Below are 19,005 nucleotides of genomic sequence, written 5' to 3'. Positions count from 1 at the left end.
GGCAACGTAGCGTAGCGACTGTTGTAAATCAGTATGGCTATTTAGTTCATTTACGCGCTCTTTATAAAGAGATAATGTTTCTTTCAAAACGGATTGTAAATCTTCCGGTGAATGCACATTATTCGCTGATAGTGATGGCATGTTTGTTACTGGTAGAATTTCGTTTATATTTTCTGTTAAACGAGCGAAATCCCATTCTTCCGGAAGCATACCTTCTAAAAGATATTGCTTAGAAATGGCTTCTACAGCATGATCAATCATTGGAATAATAAGTTCAATCATATTTGTATCTTCTTGTAACAAGTTATTACGTAATTTATAAATAACGTTACGTTGGTCATTTATTACATCATCTAATTTTAAATTGTACTCACGCATTGAGAAATGGCTACCTTCACAAATTAATTGTGTACGGTTCACGAAATCATGGACTTTAGAAGTTAGAATAAGTCCTGTTTCATCTGTTTTCAGTGATTTATTTAATTTCTCGACTTCTTCTTGTGCGAAACGTTTTAGCATTTCATCTTCTAAAGAAAGGAAGAACTGAGAGCTACCTGGATCTCCTTGACGACCAGCACGACCTTTTAGCTGATTGTCAACGCGTCTTGATTCATGGCGTTCTGTCCCGATTACATGTAATCCACCAATTTCATGGACACCTTCACCTAGTAAAATATCAGTACCTCGTCCGGCCATATTCGTCGCAATTGTAATTTGTCCTTTTTGTCCAGCTGTTGCGATTAAATCGGCCTCTTGCTCTGCACTTTTTGCATTTAATAATTGATATGTAATATTCGCTTCATCTAAGTAACGAGCAACGGTTTCTGATTGTAAAATAGACATTGTCCCAATTAAAATCGGGCGTCCTTGTTTATTGTGTTTTAAAACATCTTCACGTACAGCTTTATATTTAGCATCGGCTGATACGTACACGACGTCATTTTTGTCTTCACGAATGATAGGACGGTTTGTTGGAATCGGCATAACTTCCATGTTATATACACGGTTAAATTCTTTCTCTTCCGTTTTTGCTGTACCTGTCATACCAGATAATGCTGGATACATACGGAAGAAGTTTTGAATTGTAATTGATGCCTGTGTTTGGTTTTCTTCTGTGATTTCTAAACCTTCTTTTGCTTCAAGAGCTTGGTGTAAACCATCACTTAAAGAGCGACCATCCATAACGCGGCCTGTGAAAATATCTACAAGTAGAATTTTTTCATCATGTACAATATAGTCAACATCACATTGGAAAGCGACATGAGCTCGTAATGCTTGAATCATATAATGATATAAAGTTTGATGTTCTAAATCATATAGGTTATCGATATCAAATAAATCTTCTGTTTTTGTAATACCGTCTTCTGTAAAACTAGCAGATTTCGTTTCTGCATCGTACGTGTAATGAAGGGTATCCTGGAATGACTTAATAACTTTTGCACATAAATAGTGTAAATCAGAGCTACTTGATTTCTTACCAGCGATAATAAGAGGCGTCTTCGCTTCATCAATTAAAACGCTATCAATCTCATCGATAATAGCAAAATGATAGGGACGTTGTACCTGCTCATTTTTTGAAGAGGCCATATTATCACGTAGATAGTCAAAGCCAAATTCTGTTCCAATACCATATGTAATATCAGCTTCGTAAGCAAGTTTCTTTTCGGAAGGATCGATTTGAGGAATATTCAATCCAACCTTTAAACCTAGAAATTCATGAACTTGGCCAATTAATTCTTTATCTCGTTTTGCTAAATAGTCGTTTACAGTAATAACGTGAACACCTTTTCCTTCAAGAGCACGTACGTATGTTGGAAGAGAAGAAACTAATGTTTTTCCTTCGCCAGTCGGCATCTCTGCAATATTACCTTCTAATAGTACAAGACCACCAATTAACTGCACATCATAGTGACGTAATCCAAGTACACGCTTTGCAGCTTCACGTACAACAGCGAACGCCTCTGCTTTTATATCATCCACTGTTTTTCCATCGTTTAGCATGTTTTTAAAGGTGATCGTTTTATGACGTAAGTCTTCATCAGATAAATCAGATAGTTTTTCTTCTAGATTATTAATTTCTTGAACAAGTTGTTCATATTTTTTTAGTTTTCTCTTTTGAGAATCTCCTAACAGCTTTTTTACCGAATTCAGCATGTTGTAAACACTCCTCTTACTGACAATAGCTACATTATAGCACATGTTTATCGGGAATAAGTAGAAGTAGTAAATTGAAGAAAAAACTGGATAGAAATAAGTTGTTATTACATATGATATATTTAAAAGCCGTAAAGAAAGAGAGTATTCAATGTATAATAAATTTGGTATGATAGCTAAATGAGATAAAGTGAAATTTTTCAAAAAAGAGAAGAATATAGTTATCTCATTTTATGATGTAATAGGTATGGAAATTATATATTGAAAGAAAAGAGCTAGAAGATGAATAATAAGTTTGTGAAAGGCGCTGCGATTTTAACGATTACAACGTTTCTATCGAAAGTGTTGGGAAGTTTTTTTCAAATTCCATTACAAAATATAGCAGGAGATGAAGTGCTTGGGATTTTTCGCCTTGTTTTTCCTGTATATATGATAGCGTTAACTTTATCAGTAGCGGGAGTACCGCTAGCTATATCACAGTTAATCGCTGAACTTCATGAGAAGAATGATAAAGATGGGATTGCCAAACTATTTACGTCAGCATCTATTATTGGAGTAATATTTGGGGTGCTTGGATTTTCGGTTATTATGATTGGATCAAGTATGTTTGCAAACATGCTTGGTGGACAAGATACGAGACTCCCATTAATTGTCACTTCGTTTGCTTTATTAATCGCACCATATATGGCGGTATATCGAGGGTATTTCCAAGGTTTTGGAGACATGATTCCTACCGGGGTGTCGCAAGTAATTGAGCAGTTCATTCGTGTTTTCTTTATGTTAGCAATTGCATTCTTATTCGTATCTTGGAATAAAGATAGTGATGTTGTAACAGGCGGTGCAATGATTGGTTCTTGCCTTGGGGTAATTACGTCACTTATCTATTTGAGATTGAAGTATGTAAAAAGTATATATCGTTATAAAAGTAATACATATTCACTGCAAGACTTTAAAGGTAATGCAAAAAAGATACTTCAGGTTTCGATTCCAATTGCAATTGGGGCATTATCAATGCCGGTGTTAAATTTAGTTGATTCTGTAACAATTCCACATATGCTACATGAATCCACTGCAACGATTCAAGAACAATTTGGTATATATAGTCGTGGCTTTGCGTTTACACAATTAATTGTCGTATTTGCAAGTGCGATGGTATTTCCGTTAATCCCATTGTTAACTGCTGCATTAACAAAGAAAAATACAGCGTTAGCAAAACAAACAATTGAACGAACAAATGAGCTTGCTCATGTTTTAACAACGCCGATAACAATCTGGCTCATGGCACTTACAGTCCCGTTAAATGTCGGATTGTTTACAGATGCTAAAGGGAGCGGCATGTTAGCTATTTTAATTGGTAGTTCGTATTTCACATCACTTATGGTATTATCAATAGGAATTTTGCAAGGAATTAACCGTTCTAAGCAAGCGGCGTGGATAGTTGTTGGAGCGAGTTTTGTAAAAGTCATATTAAATATAGTACTCGTAAGTCAATTTGGCATAACTGGTGCGGCTTATAGTACACTTATCATATATATCATGATTTGTATCGTAAATTATATATACATTCGAAAAGAATTGGCTTATTCGATTCGAATGGGAAGATTTTTTGCTGTAATTGGAGTATCTAGTATAGTAGGTATAGGATTATATTTCACATCTACTTTAATAAATGTGGTAGATTCTAGACTTATTGCAGTAATATATAGTGGTTTAGCTTTTTGTGTGGCCTTGTTCATATATGGCATATGCGCATTAAAGTTGAACTGGATATCCAAAAAGCAAATTCCATTTTTGCGTAAGTAAATTTGTCTATAAATGAGTATGTCTATGTATATGTTTGTGAAAGAAATCAATTTGAAGTTATCCAACTTTTCTTATTAAAGAGTTGATAGCAATTTGTTGAATGACAAAAAGTTGATTGCGAAATGTTGGAGGAGATTAAGAGTGCGGTTAGTTTTATCAGGATATTATGGTTTTTATAATGTTGGGGACGAAGCAATTTTGCAATCAATTATTAAAGCGCTACATGAAGAGGATCCTACTCTTGAGCTTGTTGTACTTTCGAATGACCCCGACTATACAAGAAAAATGTACGGTGTAGAGGCAGTAAATCGCTGGGATATAAGAGCAATTTATAAGGAAATAAAGAAAAGTAATGGTTTAATTAGCGGAGGGGGAAGTCTCCTTCAAGATAAAACGAGTATTAAAAGTATTTTGTACTATACAGGTATTATGCGGATTGCTCGTTTTTTGAAGAAGCCGTATTATATTTATGCGCAAGGAATTGGTCCAATTACGAAAAGACAAAATCGTTTATTAGTGAAATGGCAAGTATCAAAAGCGGCATATATATCAGTTCGTGATGAAGATTCATTTTTGTATTTAAAAGATATGGGTATTAAGAAAGATATCGAACTAGTTCCAGATCCAGTATTGGCATGTCAACCAGAAGGAATGAAATCGGATTGGCTGCAAAAACATTCGATTCAGGGGAAAGTAATTGCAGTTAGTGTGAGATATTGGGATGCGAAAGAAGATTATATGAAGAAGCTAGCAGATACGCTGAAACAATTTAAGCGTGATGGATATCATATTCTATTCGTACCAATGCATGGACCATTTGATCAAAATGCATCACGCGATATTATTAACTTAATGGGAGAAGAAGCTCACATGCTTCCTTATAAGCTGGATATCCATGAGAAAATTTCAATTTTGTCGGAATGTTCGCTTCTAATAGGGATGCGACTTCATGCGCTCATACTATCTGCGGTTGCTAATATTCCTATGGTCGGTATTTCATATGATCCAAAGATTGATTCATTTTTACAACAAGTAAATCAGCCGATTATCGGAAACGTAGATGGTGACTGGACGGCTGAAACTTTATATAATGTGGCAACGAAGCAACTAGAACAAAAAGAATATGTACAAGCAACATTGGAACAAAGAGTAGAAGAATTGCGAGAACAAATTTCAACAGCGTCTCGCTACATCATAAGTGACTTGAATTCAAAAGAGTTTGAAAAAAGGGGGATGGAATCTTAATTTAAGAGGACATCCTCTTTTTTATTTTTTGAAAAAAAGAAAATGTCGAAAGAAAATAAATATTTGTAGAAAAATGTCGAATTACATAAGTGATTTTAAATGTATGCCCATAAAAAAAGAATTTTGAGAGATAAGATGTATGTTTAATAATCCTAACATTCATATATAGAGAATGTTAGGATTTGGCGTTTTACTTAGTAAATTATAAGAAAATAGGTATGGTAATTTCGAAAAATGAGAAGGTAAGAAAAATGTCGAATTATATAAAAACAAACTGTCGATTAATGTCGTAATATCTTTATAGTTAAATATTGAAATTGGAAACGTTTTTCTGCTATAGTTGTAAATGGTTATGAGAAAATTATTTGAAACGTAATTCTGACGCGTTTTTCTGTCTGTTTAAAATATTCTGATTTTATAATCTGGAATTTTAAAATAAAAGTCGAAAAAACGATCGCTCAGAATTGTGAAAATTCACTTTTTTGTCGAATTTCAGATTTCTGATTGGATAAAAATGGTGTATACTTTCTTTGTGATTCTATACAAAGAATACTTTAACCACATTTATATCTACTAGTTTCAAAAATAAATAGAATATCTATTTAAAAACTTATGGAACTAGTATTACATTCCTAAGGAGGAAATATATAAAATGGCAAAGACTAACTCTTACAAAAAAGTAATCGCTGGTACAATGACAGCAGCAATGGTAGCAGGTGTTGTTTCTCCAGTAGCAGCAGCAGGTAAAACATTCCCAGACGTGCCAGAAAAATTCTGGGGAGAAGAGTCTATTAACTACTTAGTAGAAAAAGGCGCAGTTAAAGGTAACGACAAAGGAATGTTCGAGCCTGAAAAAGAAATCACTCGCGCAGAAGCAGCTACAATGATGGCTCAAATCTTAAACTTACCAATCGATAAAGATGCTAAACCATCATTCGGTGATTCTCAAAACGAATGGTATACTCCATTCATCGCAGCTGTAGAAAAAGCTGGCGTTGTTAAAGGTAAAGGCGAAGGCAAATTCGATCCAACTGGAAAAATCGACCGCGTTTCTATGGCATCTCTTCTTGTAGAAGCTTACAAATTAGATACTAAAGTAAACGGTCCTCTAGAAACTAAATTCGATGATTTAAAAGATAGCTGGGGTAAAGATAAAGCTAACATCCTAGTTAAATTAGGAATTTCTGTTGGTACTGGCGACAAATGGGAGCCAAATAAATCTGTAACTAAAGCAGAAGCAGCTCAATTTATTGCTATGACTGACAAGCAGTTCGGTGGGCAAAAAGCAGAAGCTAAAGTTGAATCTGTAAAAGTTCTAAACTCTAAAGAAGTAGAAGTTAAATTCGCTACAGAAATTAACAAAGATGCAGTTACTAAAGAGGTATTCTCTTTAACTAACAAAACAGTTGAGAAAGTAGAAGTTGGTAAAGATAACAAAACTGTAATCGTAACTTTCAATAACATTGCAAAAGTTGAAGATGCAGTATTAGTTGTTAACCCAGTTGAAACAAAAGCTGATGCTAAAGTTAAAACCGCTAAATACACTCAAGTAATTTCTTATAAAGATACAGTTCGTCCTGAAGTAAACGGTGTTGAATATGTAGATGCAAACACTGCAAAAGTTGTGTTCTCTGAGCCAATTTCAAATCAAGGAAATGTAACTGTAAATAATGACAAAGCAGTTGTTAAAGGTCTTTCTGAAGATAATAAATCTTTAGTAGTTGATTTAACAAATGTTGATGAAAATGCAGAAGTAGTTGTAACAATTGTTGGTGCAACAGATGTTGCTGGAAACTTAATTTCTCCAAACCCAGTAAAAACAACTATTAAAAAACAAGCTATTGATAAAACAAAACCAGTAGTAAACGGTGTAGAAGTACTTTCTGATACACAATTAAAAGTAACATTCTCTAAAGAATTTACAACACTACTACCAGCAGACGTTACTGTAAATGGTAAAACACCAACTAATGTTGAGTTAGATAAAGACAATAAAAAAGTTGCGTATGTAACAGTTAAAGCTACGCAAGAAAATCCAAACAACATTCTAAAAGATGGTCTTAACACAATCACAATTAAAGCAGGTGTTAAAGACAAATTCGGTATTGCATTAGAAAAAGATTATGTGAAACAAGTATTAGTATCAGCTGATACAACTGCTCCAGAAGTGACTAAATCTGAAGTTGTTACTGAAAAAGTTGAAGATGTAACTAAACAATTCCTTGTATTAACTTACAGTGAAGATGTTGAAGTAGAAGGTAACGTTCCAGCAAAAGGTACACATGTTCACAACTATGTAACAAAAAATGATGCTGCTTTCGGCGGTGTATTAGATAATGCTGAAAGAAAAGATAAAAAAGTTGTTAAAATCGATGTAACAAAAGCAACTCCAGGATCTTGGACAGTTAAATTACCTGCTGGATTTGTTAAAGACGATGCTAAAACTCCAAATGGTAGTAAAGAAAAAACAGTTACATTTAATGTTGCTGGTCAAGTAGCAGAAGCTGGCGAACTTACTTACTCAGTAAAAGCTAACGATAAAAACGGAGTAACAGTTAATTTCGGTGGCGAAGTTGACGGAGCTTCAGCTGTTAATGCAGCAAATTATACTGTAGAAGGTGCAAAAGTAGAAAAAGCAGTATTAGTGAACAACAATGAAACTGCACAAGTAGAACTTACATTAAAAGCAGGTTCAGTAGAAGCTACTGGTAACTATGCAGTATCTGTTGCAGGTGTTAAAGATAAAACAAAAGCTGTAGAAGCAAAACGTGCAGAAGGTACAGCAAAAACTGTTGAACTTAAAGAAAATGTAGCACCAAAAGTAGAAAAAGCTGAGTTAATTGATGGTAAAAACGTTGTATTAACATTCAGCAAAGCTATGGATGCAGGTACTGTAGATGCTACAGACTTTAACTTCCTTCTTGATGGTACGGATGTATCTTCTCTAGCTCAAAACCCGATTTCAGTAGAAAAAGGTGAAGTTGCAGCTAATGGTAAGAAAATTACATTCAACTTCAGCCGTGAATTAACAAGTGCAGAATTTACTAAAACAGTAACTGTTAAATCTGCAAAAAATGGTTTTGAAGTTAAGGACTTCAATGGCAACTTACTTGCTCCAATTGAAAGCTTAACAGTTTCAAAAATCATTAAGTAATAGTTTGTTCATGTAATTGAATGAATTTAATAGAAATAAGCCTATAATTTTATAGGCTTATTTTTTTGTTGGTGTAAAAAGGAAGCTGTAATTGATGGAGATAATAAGACGTGTAGATATATCGATTGATCTTTATTGAGAAATAAATCGAAAACGCTTTCAAAAATAGAAGAATATCCCACTTATATGTAAATTATTTGTAAATAAACACCTTTTTTTGTTAAAAAAAACATTCGAAAAGAAGAAGAAAATGTCGAAATGTAATTATTTTAGTCGAATGTAGTCTGAAAATTGTATTTATTGTAAAAAATATTTAAGTGATAAAGTGGAAATATGTGCTATAATTCCAATTGTGTATTCGATATGAAAAATATACGAAGCGCAGTGAGAGTGGTTTATAGGAAAACAGTTTGTTCATTTCTATATTTGAGTATTATTAATATACTAATAATGCGATTAAAAGACTGAATTATCAGAATGTGTCGAATTTTCTTTTGAGAAAGTTCTTGATAACGAATGGTTTTGTATAGTATGATGAACTTGTTTCAAAAAATGGTATTTAAACCTTATATTTACATCTAGCGGTTTGTATCATTTTATTATGTGAACTACTTTTCATTATAGTATTTTTGTTTGTGTTTTTATTGTTTTATGGTTTTTCTAACTAGCTAGTTTTCAAATTTAATATGATATGAAACTAGTAGCATATTCCTGAAGGAGGAAATTTATAAAATGGCAAAGACTAACTCTTACAAAAAAGTAATCGCAGGTACGATGACAGCAGCAATGGTAGCAGGAATTGTAGCTCCAGTAGCAGCAGCAGGTAAAACATTCCCAGACGTAGAAAACCACTGGTCTAAAGAATCAGTTTATTACTTAGTAGAAAAAGGTGCAATTGCAGGTAAGCCAGACGGTACATATGCTCCAGATGAGACAATCGATCGTTCTTCTGCAGCTGTTATCTTCACTAAAATTTTAAATTTACCAGTTGATGACAATGCGCAACCTTCTTTCAAAGATGCTAAAAATACATGGGCTGCTAAATATATCGCAGCAGTTGAAAAAGCTGGTATCGTTAAAGGTGACGGTAAAGATAATTTCTATCCTGAAGGAAAGATTGACCGCGCTTCTTTCGCGTCTATGCTAGTAGGTGCTTATAACTTAAAAGAAAAAGTAGATGGCACATTAGTTACAAAATTTGATGATTTAAGAGGACATTGGGGTGAAGAGAAAGCTAACATCCTAGTTAACCTTGGAATCTCTGTAGGTACTGGTGGTAAATGGGAGCCAAATAAATCTGTATCTCGTGCAGAAGCAGCTCAATTTATCGCATTAACAGATAAAAAATATGCAAAACCAGAGAACAGTGATGCGAAAGTAACAAACGTTGCTGCTACTGAGCCAACACAATTAACGTTAACTGGTACAGGATTAAACAAGCTTACAGCTGAAGATGTTACGCTTGAAGGAAATAAAGCAATTGCACTTGAAGCGAGTAAAGATGGGAAATCTGCAGTTGTAACATTAAGTGGAAAAATTGCTCCAAATAAAGAGCTTCCTGTTAAAGTAAAAGGCAATACATTTATTGTGAAGTATGTATACGAAGTGAAAAAATTACGCGTAGAACAACTTACATTTGATGACGACCGTGCAGATCAAGCAGTTGTCTTCAAATTAAATGAAGAAAAAGATAACGCTGATATCGAGTATTTAGATATCGCTGGTCATGATGTGAAATTTGTTGCGAATAAATTAGATGGCACTCCAGCAAACATCTTTGAAGGTGGCACTGCAGAATCAAAAACTGGTAAACTAGCAGTTGGTATCGATGAAGGTAAATACAAAGTGGAAGTACAAGTTACGAAACGTGGCGGCATCACAGTTTCTAACACTGGTATTATCGAAGTGAAAAACCTTGATGCAGAAGCAACTGCAATTAAAGATGTTGTATTTGCAGTAGATACAGATAAAGCTGGTGTAAATTACGCTAAAGCTTTAAGTGGAACAGACTTCACATTAAACAGCAAAACTTTAGTTGCTGGTGAAAAAGCTGGTATCCACAAAGTTGTTGCTCAAATTAACAAAGAAAACAAAGTTGTTGATCCTAGCGCGATTAGCCTAAAATCATCTAATCCAGGTGTTATCTCTGTTAAAAATGGTGAAATTAAAGCTGAAGCAGCTGGTTCTGCAACACTTACAGTTAAAGTTGGCGATGTAACAAAAACATTTGATTTCGTTGTAAAAACGGATACTCGTAAACTTACAACTGTAAAAGCTAATCCAGATCAATTAAAAGTTGTAGATGGTAAAGAGTTACCAGTAACATTCGTAACGACTGACCAATACGGCGATCCATTTGGTGCAAATACTGGTGCTATTAAAGAAGTATTCCCACAAACAGGCGTTGTAGCTGAATTAGATGTTACTACAACAAATGAAGGTTCTATCGGTACATCTACAATTAAAGTTAAAGGTGCAAAAGTTGGAGCTGGTACAATCCACTTCCAAAATCCAAATGCAAGTGGTGAAGGCTACGGATCACTTCATGTTGAAGTTACGAAGAGCAATATCGGTCATGAAGCTCCACGCTTAGAGCTTGTTTCTAAAGCTGGTCAAAAAGGTGAAGCTGCTGACACTACACTTGGTGCTGGAAATACAGTAGCATATCAATTATCTAATTACACTACTGAAGGCGTATATGCTGATGCAGCTGACTTAGCAGGATATGAGTTTAGAGTAGGTAATGATGCTATCGCTTCTGCTAAAATTGAAGGAAAAACATTAAAAGTAACAGGTAAAACAGCTGGTGTTACAGATGTTATCTTAACGAAAGATGGCGCTACAGCTGGACACGCAACAATTACTGTTACACAAGAAAACATCCAAATTACATCTGTTAAATTTAAAGATGTAGAGGTTGAACAATTCGAAAACCGTAAAGTTGATATCGACAGAGTACTAGACGTTGTGAAGAGTGATAAAGATGATGTTCTAAACGGCATCAAATTAAACATCTCTACAGAACATAAAGTACGTATCGTTGATGCTGAAGGTACAGATCAAGGTAAAGTTTACTTAGATCGTAACGATAATGCTACATTCGATGGTAACGATGTTGCGCTTGGTTATGTAACAGCTGTTAAATCAAATGATACAGTTTCTAAAGAAGGAAATGAATTATTCAACTTCTTAACTGATGAAACTGCTACTAAGAAAAACGACGTCTTCAAAGGTGTAACAACTGCATTTGGAGATAAAGGTACAGTAATCTTTAAAGTTGTGAAGGACAGATTGGCACCAACTACTGAGTATGGTACAAAAGCTGTAACAATCAACGTTATTAAAGAAAAAATCTAATGATTAGATTTGCAATCCTCATGTCATTATGACATGAGGATTGTTTTTTGTTTTGAAAAAAATAGGTCTCTTTAGAGGATTCTAAAGAGACCTATTTTTAATAGTTATTTCTTAAATTTAAACATATCCCCACTCAAATTCGAATCACTATACACGAACAATACCATGTTAATGTTGTTGTCTTTAATGTATTGATATACATCTTTTTCGTGATAGTGACGCAGGTCAAGGATGGATGTATGTTTAAAGCTTTGTGCTAAGTGTGGCACAATTGCATTTGCGAATGAGTCTTTTAGGACTAAGGCGCGTACTTCATTTGGTGCATTGTTATTTTCAAAGACGATTTCTGGATAGTCGTCCGTGTAATAACCTGCGTATGATGTTGTGTCTTTTTGTTTTTCTACGCCGTATATGCTATCTAAGTTTTGATGAACAGTACCTGTCACATCTTTTGCGGTTACACTTGTGAAGTTGAAACCGTCTTTCGGTGTGTAGTAGCACAATTTTTCACCCGTTGCATCAATGAGTTGGTATAGTTGATTGTTGAAGCTACCGACTAAATGTTTATTTTGCGCACATGTACGAGTGTAGTCTTCTTTTTTTATTTCTTTTCCTTTATATATAGAAGATTGTTGCCCGATTGAGTTCATTATATATTGGTAGCCTACGAAGGCACCGTCCATATTCCAATGATGATCTGTTTTGAAATACATGTCCTGTATTTCTTCGTTCGTATAGTTCTTTTTAAATTGCTCCATCAGTTTTATTGGCTTTACGTCAGCAGGAAGTTTTTTTAGAAAGTAATTTAAATTGTCCTGTGCATATGTATAAATATGAGAAGGTAATTTAAATGATAAAGCATTCGTTTTTGACGGTGGTAAAGCAAAGTAAAACTCAACGTTTTGTTCTTTTAAAAACTGAGATAAGTCGTTTATAGCGGGCATGGATTGGTCAATTTCATTATATTTTTTCGTCCACGCTGGATTTTTCAGGAGCCATTTATCATCAGTCAAAATAATGTCGTTAATGAGAGATTTGCCCATATTAATTTGGGCAATTGTATAGCTTTTAATAAATTCATCTCGTCCGATTAGTTGATCATTTGTGTATGTTTCAAAATCTTTAAAGAAGCTACCAGTTAGGAGAGCTTCTTTCGTCAGTGTTGGTTTTTGAGCGAGCGGTCGATTTTCAACTGGTGAAATGGCTCGGTCTGTTTTGAGTAACGATAGTATGCCAAATGAAAAGATAATGGTGAGAAAACCGATTAATAGGATGAGGTTTCCCAATTTTTTCATAGTAACTTTTCCTTCCTACATAAAGTGAAACTTTAATCAGTGGGGGGAATCCCCCACTGATTATTAGTTACTGCCCGTTAATGCGGGATAAGTTAAAACCTGAAATAAATAAATGGATTATATGTTGAGTTAATCAAGTACATAACCGAAATCATAAATAGTGTTAGTAATAATATAGGACGTACAATTTGCATCGTGAACATATACGTTTTTGGCGCAAGTTCTAGTATGTTTTTTATTCGTTTTAAAATTGGTGTCGCTGCGATAAAGGCAATGAGAAATACGATAATGTATTCATGTACGTATAACATTGTATTGTCATCAATGAAAGATTGTCCTCCTATGCCGAACATCGCTTTAAAATATTGGAACGAGTAAGCGAAGTTGTCAGCTCGGAAGAAGACCCAGCCAATCATAACGATGAATAATACGTATGCATGTTGCAGCGGTTTCCATAGTTTGTTTAATATTTTTTCGAATCCAGCCTTTTCAATTGAAATAATAAAGCCGTAATATAAGCCCCAGGCGATAAATGTCCAACTCGCCCCGTGCCATAAACCAGTTAATCCCCATACGATGAAGAGATTACGATAATTCGCTAGTTTTGAAACGCGGTTTCCGCCGAGCGGGATATATATGTAATCGCGGAACCAAGAACCAAGTGTAATATGCCATCTTCTCCAAAACTCTGAAATAGATTTAGAGATGTACGGATAGTTGAAGTTTTTCGGGAAATCAAATCCGAACATTTTTCCAATTCCGATTGCCATATCAGAGTACCCTGAGAAATCGAAATAAATTTGCAGGGTGTAGGCGATAATACCGATCCATGCCGTTCCAACACTTATTTCAGATGGCGGTAAGGCAAATATTTTATCGGCTACAAAACCTACTTGGTTGGCGATTAATATTTTTTTTGCTAGTCCGAGAACGAAAATTTGAATACCTTCTGTGAATCGTTCAAAAGAATGGATACGCGTTTTAATTTGTTCAGCGACGATATTGTAACGAACAATTGGTCCGGCAATAAGCTGAGGGAAAATAGATATATAGAGCGCTAAGTTAAGTGGATTTTTTTGAACATCTCCATCTTTACGGTATATATCGATGACATAAGACATCGCTTGGAATGTATAAAATGAAATTCCAATTGGTAGTGGAATAGGTTCCACATGAATAGATACATGCAATACATTGTTTAAAATGTCTGTGAAAAATGAAATATATTTAAAATAAGACAGTAATAAAATATTTCCGACCACAGCCATAATTAAAAATGTGACTTTCATATTTTTTCGTTTATCATAATGATGCACGAGTAGGCCAAAGCAGTAGTTTAATACGATGGAAAAGAGCATTAAAAGAACGAAACGTGGTTCGCCCCATGCATAGAAAATTAAACTAAATGCAAGTAATACGAAATTACGTAGCTCGGCACGCACTATAAAATAGAAAAATAATACGAGAGGTAAAAAGATAAATAAGAAAATCGAACTACTAAATACCAAAGGACTCTCCTCACTTTTTCGAAATACATTTCGTGCAAAAAAACCGACATATCTATTATATATTCTTTTATATAATGATGCCTTTAATATTTTATCATGTTAATAATTCGATTAAAATAATTATTCTATATAATAGAAGGAAAGCGGTATGGAATCCTTTTGACACTCACTATCTGGATAAGATAAGATGAATAAGGTGTGATTTGTTTAGAAGGGAAGAGATGGTGTGTTATTTAACTCGTTTGAGTTTATTTTTTTATTTTTACCGATAGCATTTCTTTTATATTTTCTATTAAATAAATTTGGACAAACTACTTTAGCGAAAGCTTGGCTTGTGGCAGCATCTTTATTTTTCTATAGTTATTGGAATATAAAATATTTGCCGCTTATGTTAATATCGCTCATTGTGAACTACTTTATCGGAATGAGGCTCGTGAAGCATAAGAGTAAACTTCTTTTAATAGTAGGCTTAATATTTAATATAGGAATGCTTAGTTATTTCAAGTACTATGATTTCTTTTTACAAAATGTAAATTCGTTATTTGGAACTCATTTTACATTATTATCATTAACGTTACCGCTTGCGATTAGTTTCTATACATTCCAAAAGATTGCGTTTTTAGTAGATACGTATCGCGGGGAAACGGAGGCATGTCATTTTCTTGATTACGCTCTGTTTGTAACATTTTTCCCGCAACTTATTGCAGGGCCAATTGTGCACCATGCGCAAATTATGCCGCAGTTTGCTGATCGTAGTAAAAAGCGTTGGCAATCAAATTATATCGTTCTCGGTATTTTTGTATTTGCCATTGGTATTTTCAAAAAGGTAGGGATTGCAGACGTTTTATCTCCCGTTGTACGGGAAGGGTTTGATGTACAGCAGTCGCTAACATTTGTTGAAGCGTGGCTTTCCTCATTAGCGTTTACATTCCAGCTATACTTTGATTTCAGTGGATATAGCGATATGGCGATTGGGATTGCTTTAATGTTTAATATTAAATTGCCTCAAAACTTTAATTCCCCTTATAAAGCGGTGAGTATACAAGATTTTTGGCGTCGCTGGCATATGACATTAAGCCAGTTTTTAACGAAATATGTGTATATTTCTCTTGGAGGAAATAGAAAAGGAATTACGCGTACATACGTCAATATTATGATTGTTTTCTTAATAAGTGGACTTTGGCATGGAGCAGGTTGGACGTTTATTTTCTGGGGATTTCTGCACGGATTAGCTTCTGTCATTCATCGTTTGTGGAATAAAGCAGGAGGGCGCATGCCGGCCTGGGCAGGATGGCTCGTGACGTTTTTCTTCATTAATATAACGTGGGTATTCTTTAGAGCGACATCGATGCATGATGCGGTGAAAGTGTTAAAGGGAATGTTTGGGTTTAATGGATTCGAACTAGCAAATAGCGTGTTCCCAGTATTTATTATGGAGAAACTGCAATTTTTAAAAGAGTATGGTGTTTCATTTACTGAAGCATACCATGTTTCATTATTAGATACGAAAATAGTAGCGTACATTTTCGGAGCATTATGTATTAGTTTCTTCTTAAAAAATTCAATTCAGTTAAAAGACTCGTTCCGTCCGACAGTATGGACGGCGTTATTTACTGCAATATTACTTGTGTATAGTGTGTTACATTTAACGAGTATTAGTGAGTTTTTATACTTTAATTTCTAGGTGGAGAATATGAAAAACAAACAGTGGCTTATTTTCGTTTTTGTATGTGTTTTTGTTCCACTTGCAGGTGTTGGAATATTTAATGGCTATGCAGATTCACTTTGGTTATTCTCGCATAAAAATAAGTGGAATGATGTTCAGTTTGGGTTTAATGAAAGGCAACAAAAAACGAATTATATAACATATCGTCCGTTTACATATGATGGCGTTATACTTGGAAGTAGTAGAACAACGTTTATCAATGAAAATGATTTTACGGGATTAAATGCATTTAATTATGCGGTAAGTAGTACAGATCCGCGTGAATATGATGCGTACATTGAATATGCAAAAGAACGAAAAGGTAGTGAACTATCTTCTATTGTGATTGGTTTAGATTTCCTTGGAACGAACAAAAATAGAGAAATCGGTTTTGATAAACCAGAAGTGTATATTAAGGAAGCGCAAAGCTTACTATATCCAATTAAATCGTATGTGAGTATGGATGGGATTACATATTCCCGAAATACAATTCAAAACTCCATTCATCACAATAAGACTATCGATGTATATAATCGTGATAATGTAAAATCGATGCGTGAGTATACGAAAGAAGAACGGGATGCACAAATTGCTGCGCAAGTAGATAAATTTAGCAGAGAGATTTATGGCGGGAATTATGAGTATCAAAATATGAAGGAAATATTAGGTACTGTAAGATCCCATAATCCGAATGCAAAGTTTTATATTTTCACAACGCCTGTTTCAGAGCCATTGTTCCGTACGATGATTCAATCAGGACGATGGGAAGATTATAAAAGATGGCTCCATGATGCTGTCGATGTATTTGGAGAAGTACATCATTTCATGTATTTAAATTCAGTAACAAAGAACTTAGATAACTATATGGATGGACATCATTTCAGACCGGAAATCGGGAAGATGATTGCACATAAAGTTGTAAATGAAGAAGATCGTACTGTGCCGCAAGATTTCGGTATTGTTATTACGAAGGATAATATTGATGAAGTGCTGGAGGGAATTCGGGCGTCTTTTCAATAGAATAAAAGAAGCAGCATCCTGCTTCTTTTATTCTATTTCTAAATCAACAATTAAGTAAGCGAGTATCACAACAAAGAAAATGCTAACGGCTGGTGCTGTTAATACGTGTCCAGACATAAAGCCGATACCGAGCGATAAGACGAGTGTGCTAGCTAGTAGCATATGTTTTACGCTAAATAGTTTCTTGAAGTTTGTAATTAAGCGAATGAATATTTTTATACCGAAATAAAGAAGCGGCAGTAAATACATAAGGAAGCCGACAATTCCGAATGCGAAGAATAGGTCGTGGAAATCCATTTCGACTAACTTCATTTTCGTTGTATAGTTACCAGCATAGCCCATTCCAAATAGTTTTTGAGATAGTGGTGCTTCTTTATAGTATTGTTTATATACTTTTAAAAATTTGTCGCGATCACTGTAAATTAAACTCTTCATTTCAGAGTCTGTTAGTTCGCCTTCTTTATGTTCTTCTTCTGTAATTACTTTTCCTTCTTTTCGGTCTTTTTCTTCTTGTACTGATTTTTTGTATTCATATATTTGTAAATGGATGCTCATGTTTTTTGCGATAGGAGTTTGCGGTGTAAGTACGAGTAACCCTCCTAATACGACAGCAGCAACAATTGTGTTTACAAGATATGTGAATCCTTTTCCTTCTTTTTTACGATGTATCATATATTCAATGAATAGGAAGAAAAGGGCGATACCAAGTGTAATAACGATGGCACCATAGCCTACTTTTGTTCCAATCATAATGCTTGCATACATCGCAAGTACAGTTGGAATCCAGTAATACGCTTTTGAGAAAGAAGTTGTTTTATGAACCGAGTATAAGACAACGATTGGGAACATAATTGCGAAAATGGAACTTAAATCATTTCCAGCAAAGAACCATCCTCTTGAACCGATTTTTGAGTTCGGATAGCTTGGGAAATCTGTACCAGTTGCCATAGCCGCGATGATTGAAATACTTAAAATTAACGTTGCATATAAGAAGTACGTAATGATTTTATGAAACGCATATTCGTTATTTTTTAATTCTTTTAGTGCGATAATATATCCAAACAGTAGTACAATTGGATATACACTTTTCAAAATAAATTTGACTTCTTCTCCAAATGAAACTGGAGATTTGACCATTAAATTATTCACAAGGCCGATTGCGAGTACGATGCCAAATAGACATAAATAAAGAATATACTTTTTCGCGCCTTGTTGTTTATGATGAAGAAGTAGATAACCCAATGCAAGAAGCATAAAGGCGAAACGGACTACGATTCCGACTGTTGCGCTCATGTGTAATACATAGATTGAAAAAGACGTTAATAAATCTAAAATTGGTTGAAACACAATGAATAGCAGTAGGAAATGCGGGAAGTAGTTATCCGTTTGTTTAAACTTAGTAACCATATATTCCTCCATTTCTTCATTCCGTTATTTCAGCACCCCTCTATTAAATAGGAAGGGGAATGAATTTCTATATTTGTTTTTTATATCAGACTTAAGAATACACCATTTCATTGTAATGGTAAATAGATGAGGAGAGGCGATAAACCGACTTTAATTGCTATATTTTTTAACGGAATTGTATGTTTTATGCAAGGTTCTATACAGATTCTGAGATTATTAGACAGAAAATTAAGAAAAAAGAAGGGTTTTTCAACTCCTTTCTATAATTATATAAGTATAATCTTTATCCCACTTTAATGGGCAGTAAGATCCCCACCTCAAAATGCAGCGAAAGCAAAGAAGTTAGGTAGGGGATCA

At 34.4% G+C, this 19,005-nt stretch carries 10 protein-coding genes; 6 read left to right on the top strand and 4 right to left on the bottom strand.

The annotated features are described in order from the left end of the window. Positions 1 to 2,154 (bottom strand): accessory Sec system translocase SecA2 (gene secA2 / locus K5S59_RS16000; protein ID WP_220784064.1); only part of this gene is annotated, 2,154 nt, incomplete at its 3' end. Positions 2,155 to 2,436: 282 nt separating this feature from the next. Here secA2 and K5S59_RS15995 point away from each other — a divergent pair. The 4 genes from K5S59_RS15995 to K5S59_RS15980 all read left to right on the top strand — a co-directional run bounded on the left by K5S59_RS15995 (position 2,437) and on the right by K5S59_RS15980 (position 11,713). Further along, complete coding sequence (locus tag K5S59_RS15995; RefSeq protein ID WP_001060201.1) at positions 2,437 to 3,957, top strand: putative polysaccharide biosynthesis protein; 1,521 nt, start codon at positions 2,437 to 2,439, stop codon at positions 3,955 to 3,957. Positions 3,958 to 4,098: 141 nt separating this feature from the next. Further along, positions 4,099 to 5,202, top strand: coding sequence for a polysaccharide pyruvyl transferase CsaB (gene csaB, locus K5S59_RS15990; protein WP_001241604.1), 1,104 nt, complete (start codon positions 4,099 to 4,101; stop codon positions 5,200 to 5,202). 652 nt (positions 5,203 to 5,854) lie between these two features. Further along, positions 5,855 to 8,356 carry an S-layer homology domain-containing protein gene (locus K5S59_RS15985; protein ID WP_120449546.1) on the top strand — a complete coding sequence of 834 codons (2,502 nt, stop codon included), beginning with the start codon at positions 5,855 to 5,857 and terminating at the stop codon, positions 8,354 to 8,356. A 732-nt stretch (positions 8,357 to 9,088) separates the two neighbouring features. Beyond that, positions 9,089 to 11,713, top strand: a complete 2,625-nt coding sequence (locus tag K5S59_RS15980) for an S-layer homology domain-containing protein (protein ID WP_120449548.1) — start codon at positions 9,089 to 9,091, stop codon at positions 11,711 to 11,713. 104 nt (positions 11,714 to 11,817) lie between these two features. On the opposite strand, the gene patB1 is transcribed toward K5S59_RS15980, so the two are convergent. Further along, complete coding sequence (gene patB1 / locus K5S59_RS15975; RefSeq protein ID WP_120449550.1) at positions 11,818 to 13,008, bottom strand: secondary cell wall polysaccharide O-acetyltransferase PatB1; 1,191 nt, start codon at positions 13,006 to 13,008, stop codon at positions 11,818 to 11,820. 92 nt (positions 13,009 to 13,100) lie between these two features. Then, positions 13,101 to 14,516 (bottom strand): MBOAT family O-acyltransferase, encoded by a 1,416-nt coding sequence (locus K5S59_RS15970; RefSeq protein ID WP_120449552.1) that lies wholly within the window; start codon positions 14,514 to 14,516, stop codon positions 13,101 to 13,103. A gap of 226 nt (positions 14,517 to 14,742) precedes the next feature. Between K5S59_RS15970 and K5S59_RS15965 the strand changes: the two genes are divergently transcribed. Next, complete coding sequence (locus K5S59_RS15965) at positions 14,743 to 16,200, top strand: MBOAT family O-acyltransferase (protein WP_120449554.1); 1,458 nt, start codon at positions 14,743 to 14,745, stop codon at positions 16,198 to 16,200. Positions 16,201 to 16,209: 9 nt separating this feature from the next. Next, positions 16,210 to 17,241 carry a hypothetical protein gene (locus K5S59_RS15960; protein ID WP_098873267.1) on the top strand — a complete coding sequence of 344 codons (1,032 nt, stop codon included), beginning with the start codon at positions 16,210 to 16,212 and terminating at the stop codon, positions 17,239 to 17,241. Between the two features lie 27 nt (positions 17,242 to 17,268). Here K5S59_RS15960 and K5S59_RS15955 read toward each other — a convergent pair whose 3' ends face one another. After that, complete coding sequence (locus K5S59_RS15955; protein WP_098257826.1) at positions 17,269 to 18,648, bottom strand: O-antigen ligase family protein; 1,380 nt, start codon at positions 18,646 to 18,648, stop codon at positions 17,269 to 17,271. Between the last annotated feature and the right edge of the window lie 357 nt (positions 18,649 to 19,005).

The organism is Bacillus sp. BML-BC051 (assembly GCF_019656175.1).
Lineage (GTDB): Bacteria > Bacillota > Bacilli > Bacillales > Bacillaceae_G > Bacillus_A > Bacillus_A mobilis.
The sequence above is the reverse complement of the archived record's forward strand: the minus strand, read 5'-3'. Positions and strand labels throughout refer to the sequence as shown.

What these genes read in the sequence shown, in the direction of transcription:
- K5S59_RS15995 (WP_001060201.1), top strand. Translation starts at nt 2,437, where the DNA reads ATGAATAATAAGTTTGTGAAAGGCGCTGCGATTTTAACGATTACAACG.
- K5S59_RS15985 (WP_120449546.1), top strand. Translation starts at nt 5,855, where the DNA reads ATGGCAAAGACTAACTCTTACAAAAAAGTAATCGCTGGTACAATGACA.
- K5S59_RS15980 (WP_120449548.1), top strand. Translation starts at nt 9,089, where the DNA reads ATGGCAAAGACTAACTCTTACAAAAAAGTAATCGCAGGTACGATGACA.
- patB1 (WP_120449550.1), bottom strand. Translation starts at nt 13,008, where the DNA reads ATGAAAAAATTGGGAAACCTCATCCTATTAATCGGTTTTCTCACCATT.
- K5S59_RS15960 (WP_098873267.1), top strand. Translation starts at nt 16,210, where the DNA reads ATGAAAAACAAACAGTGGCTTATTTTCGTTTTTGTATGTGTTTTTGTT.
- K5S59_RS15955 (WP_098257826.1), bottom strand. Translation starts at nt 18,648, where the DNA reads ATGGTTACTAAGTTTAAACAAACGGATAACTACTTCCCGCATTTCCTA.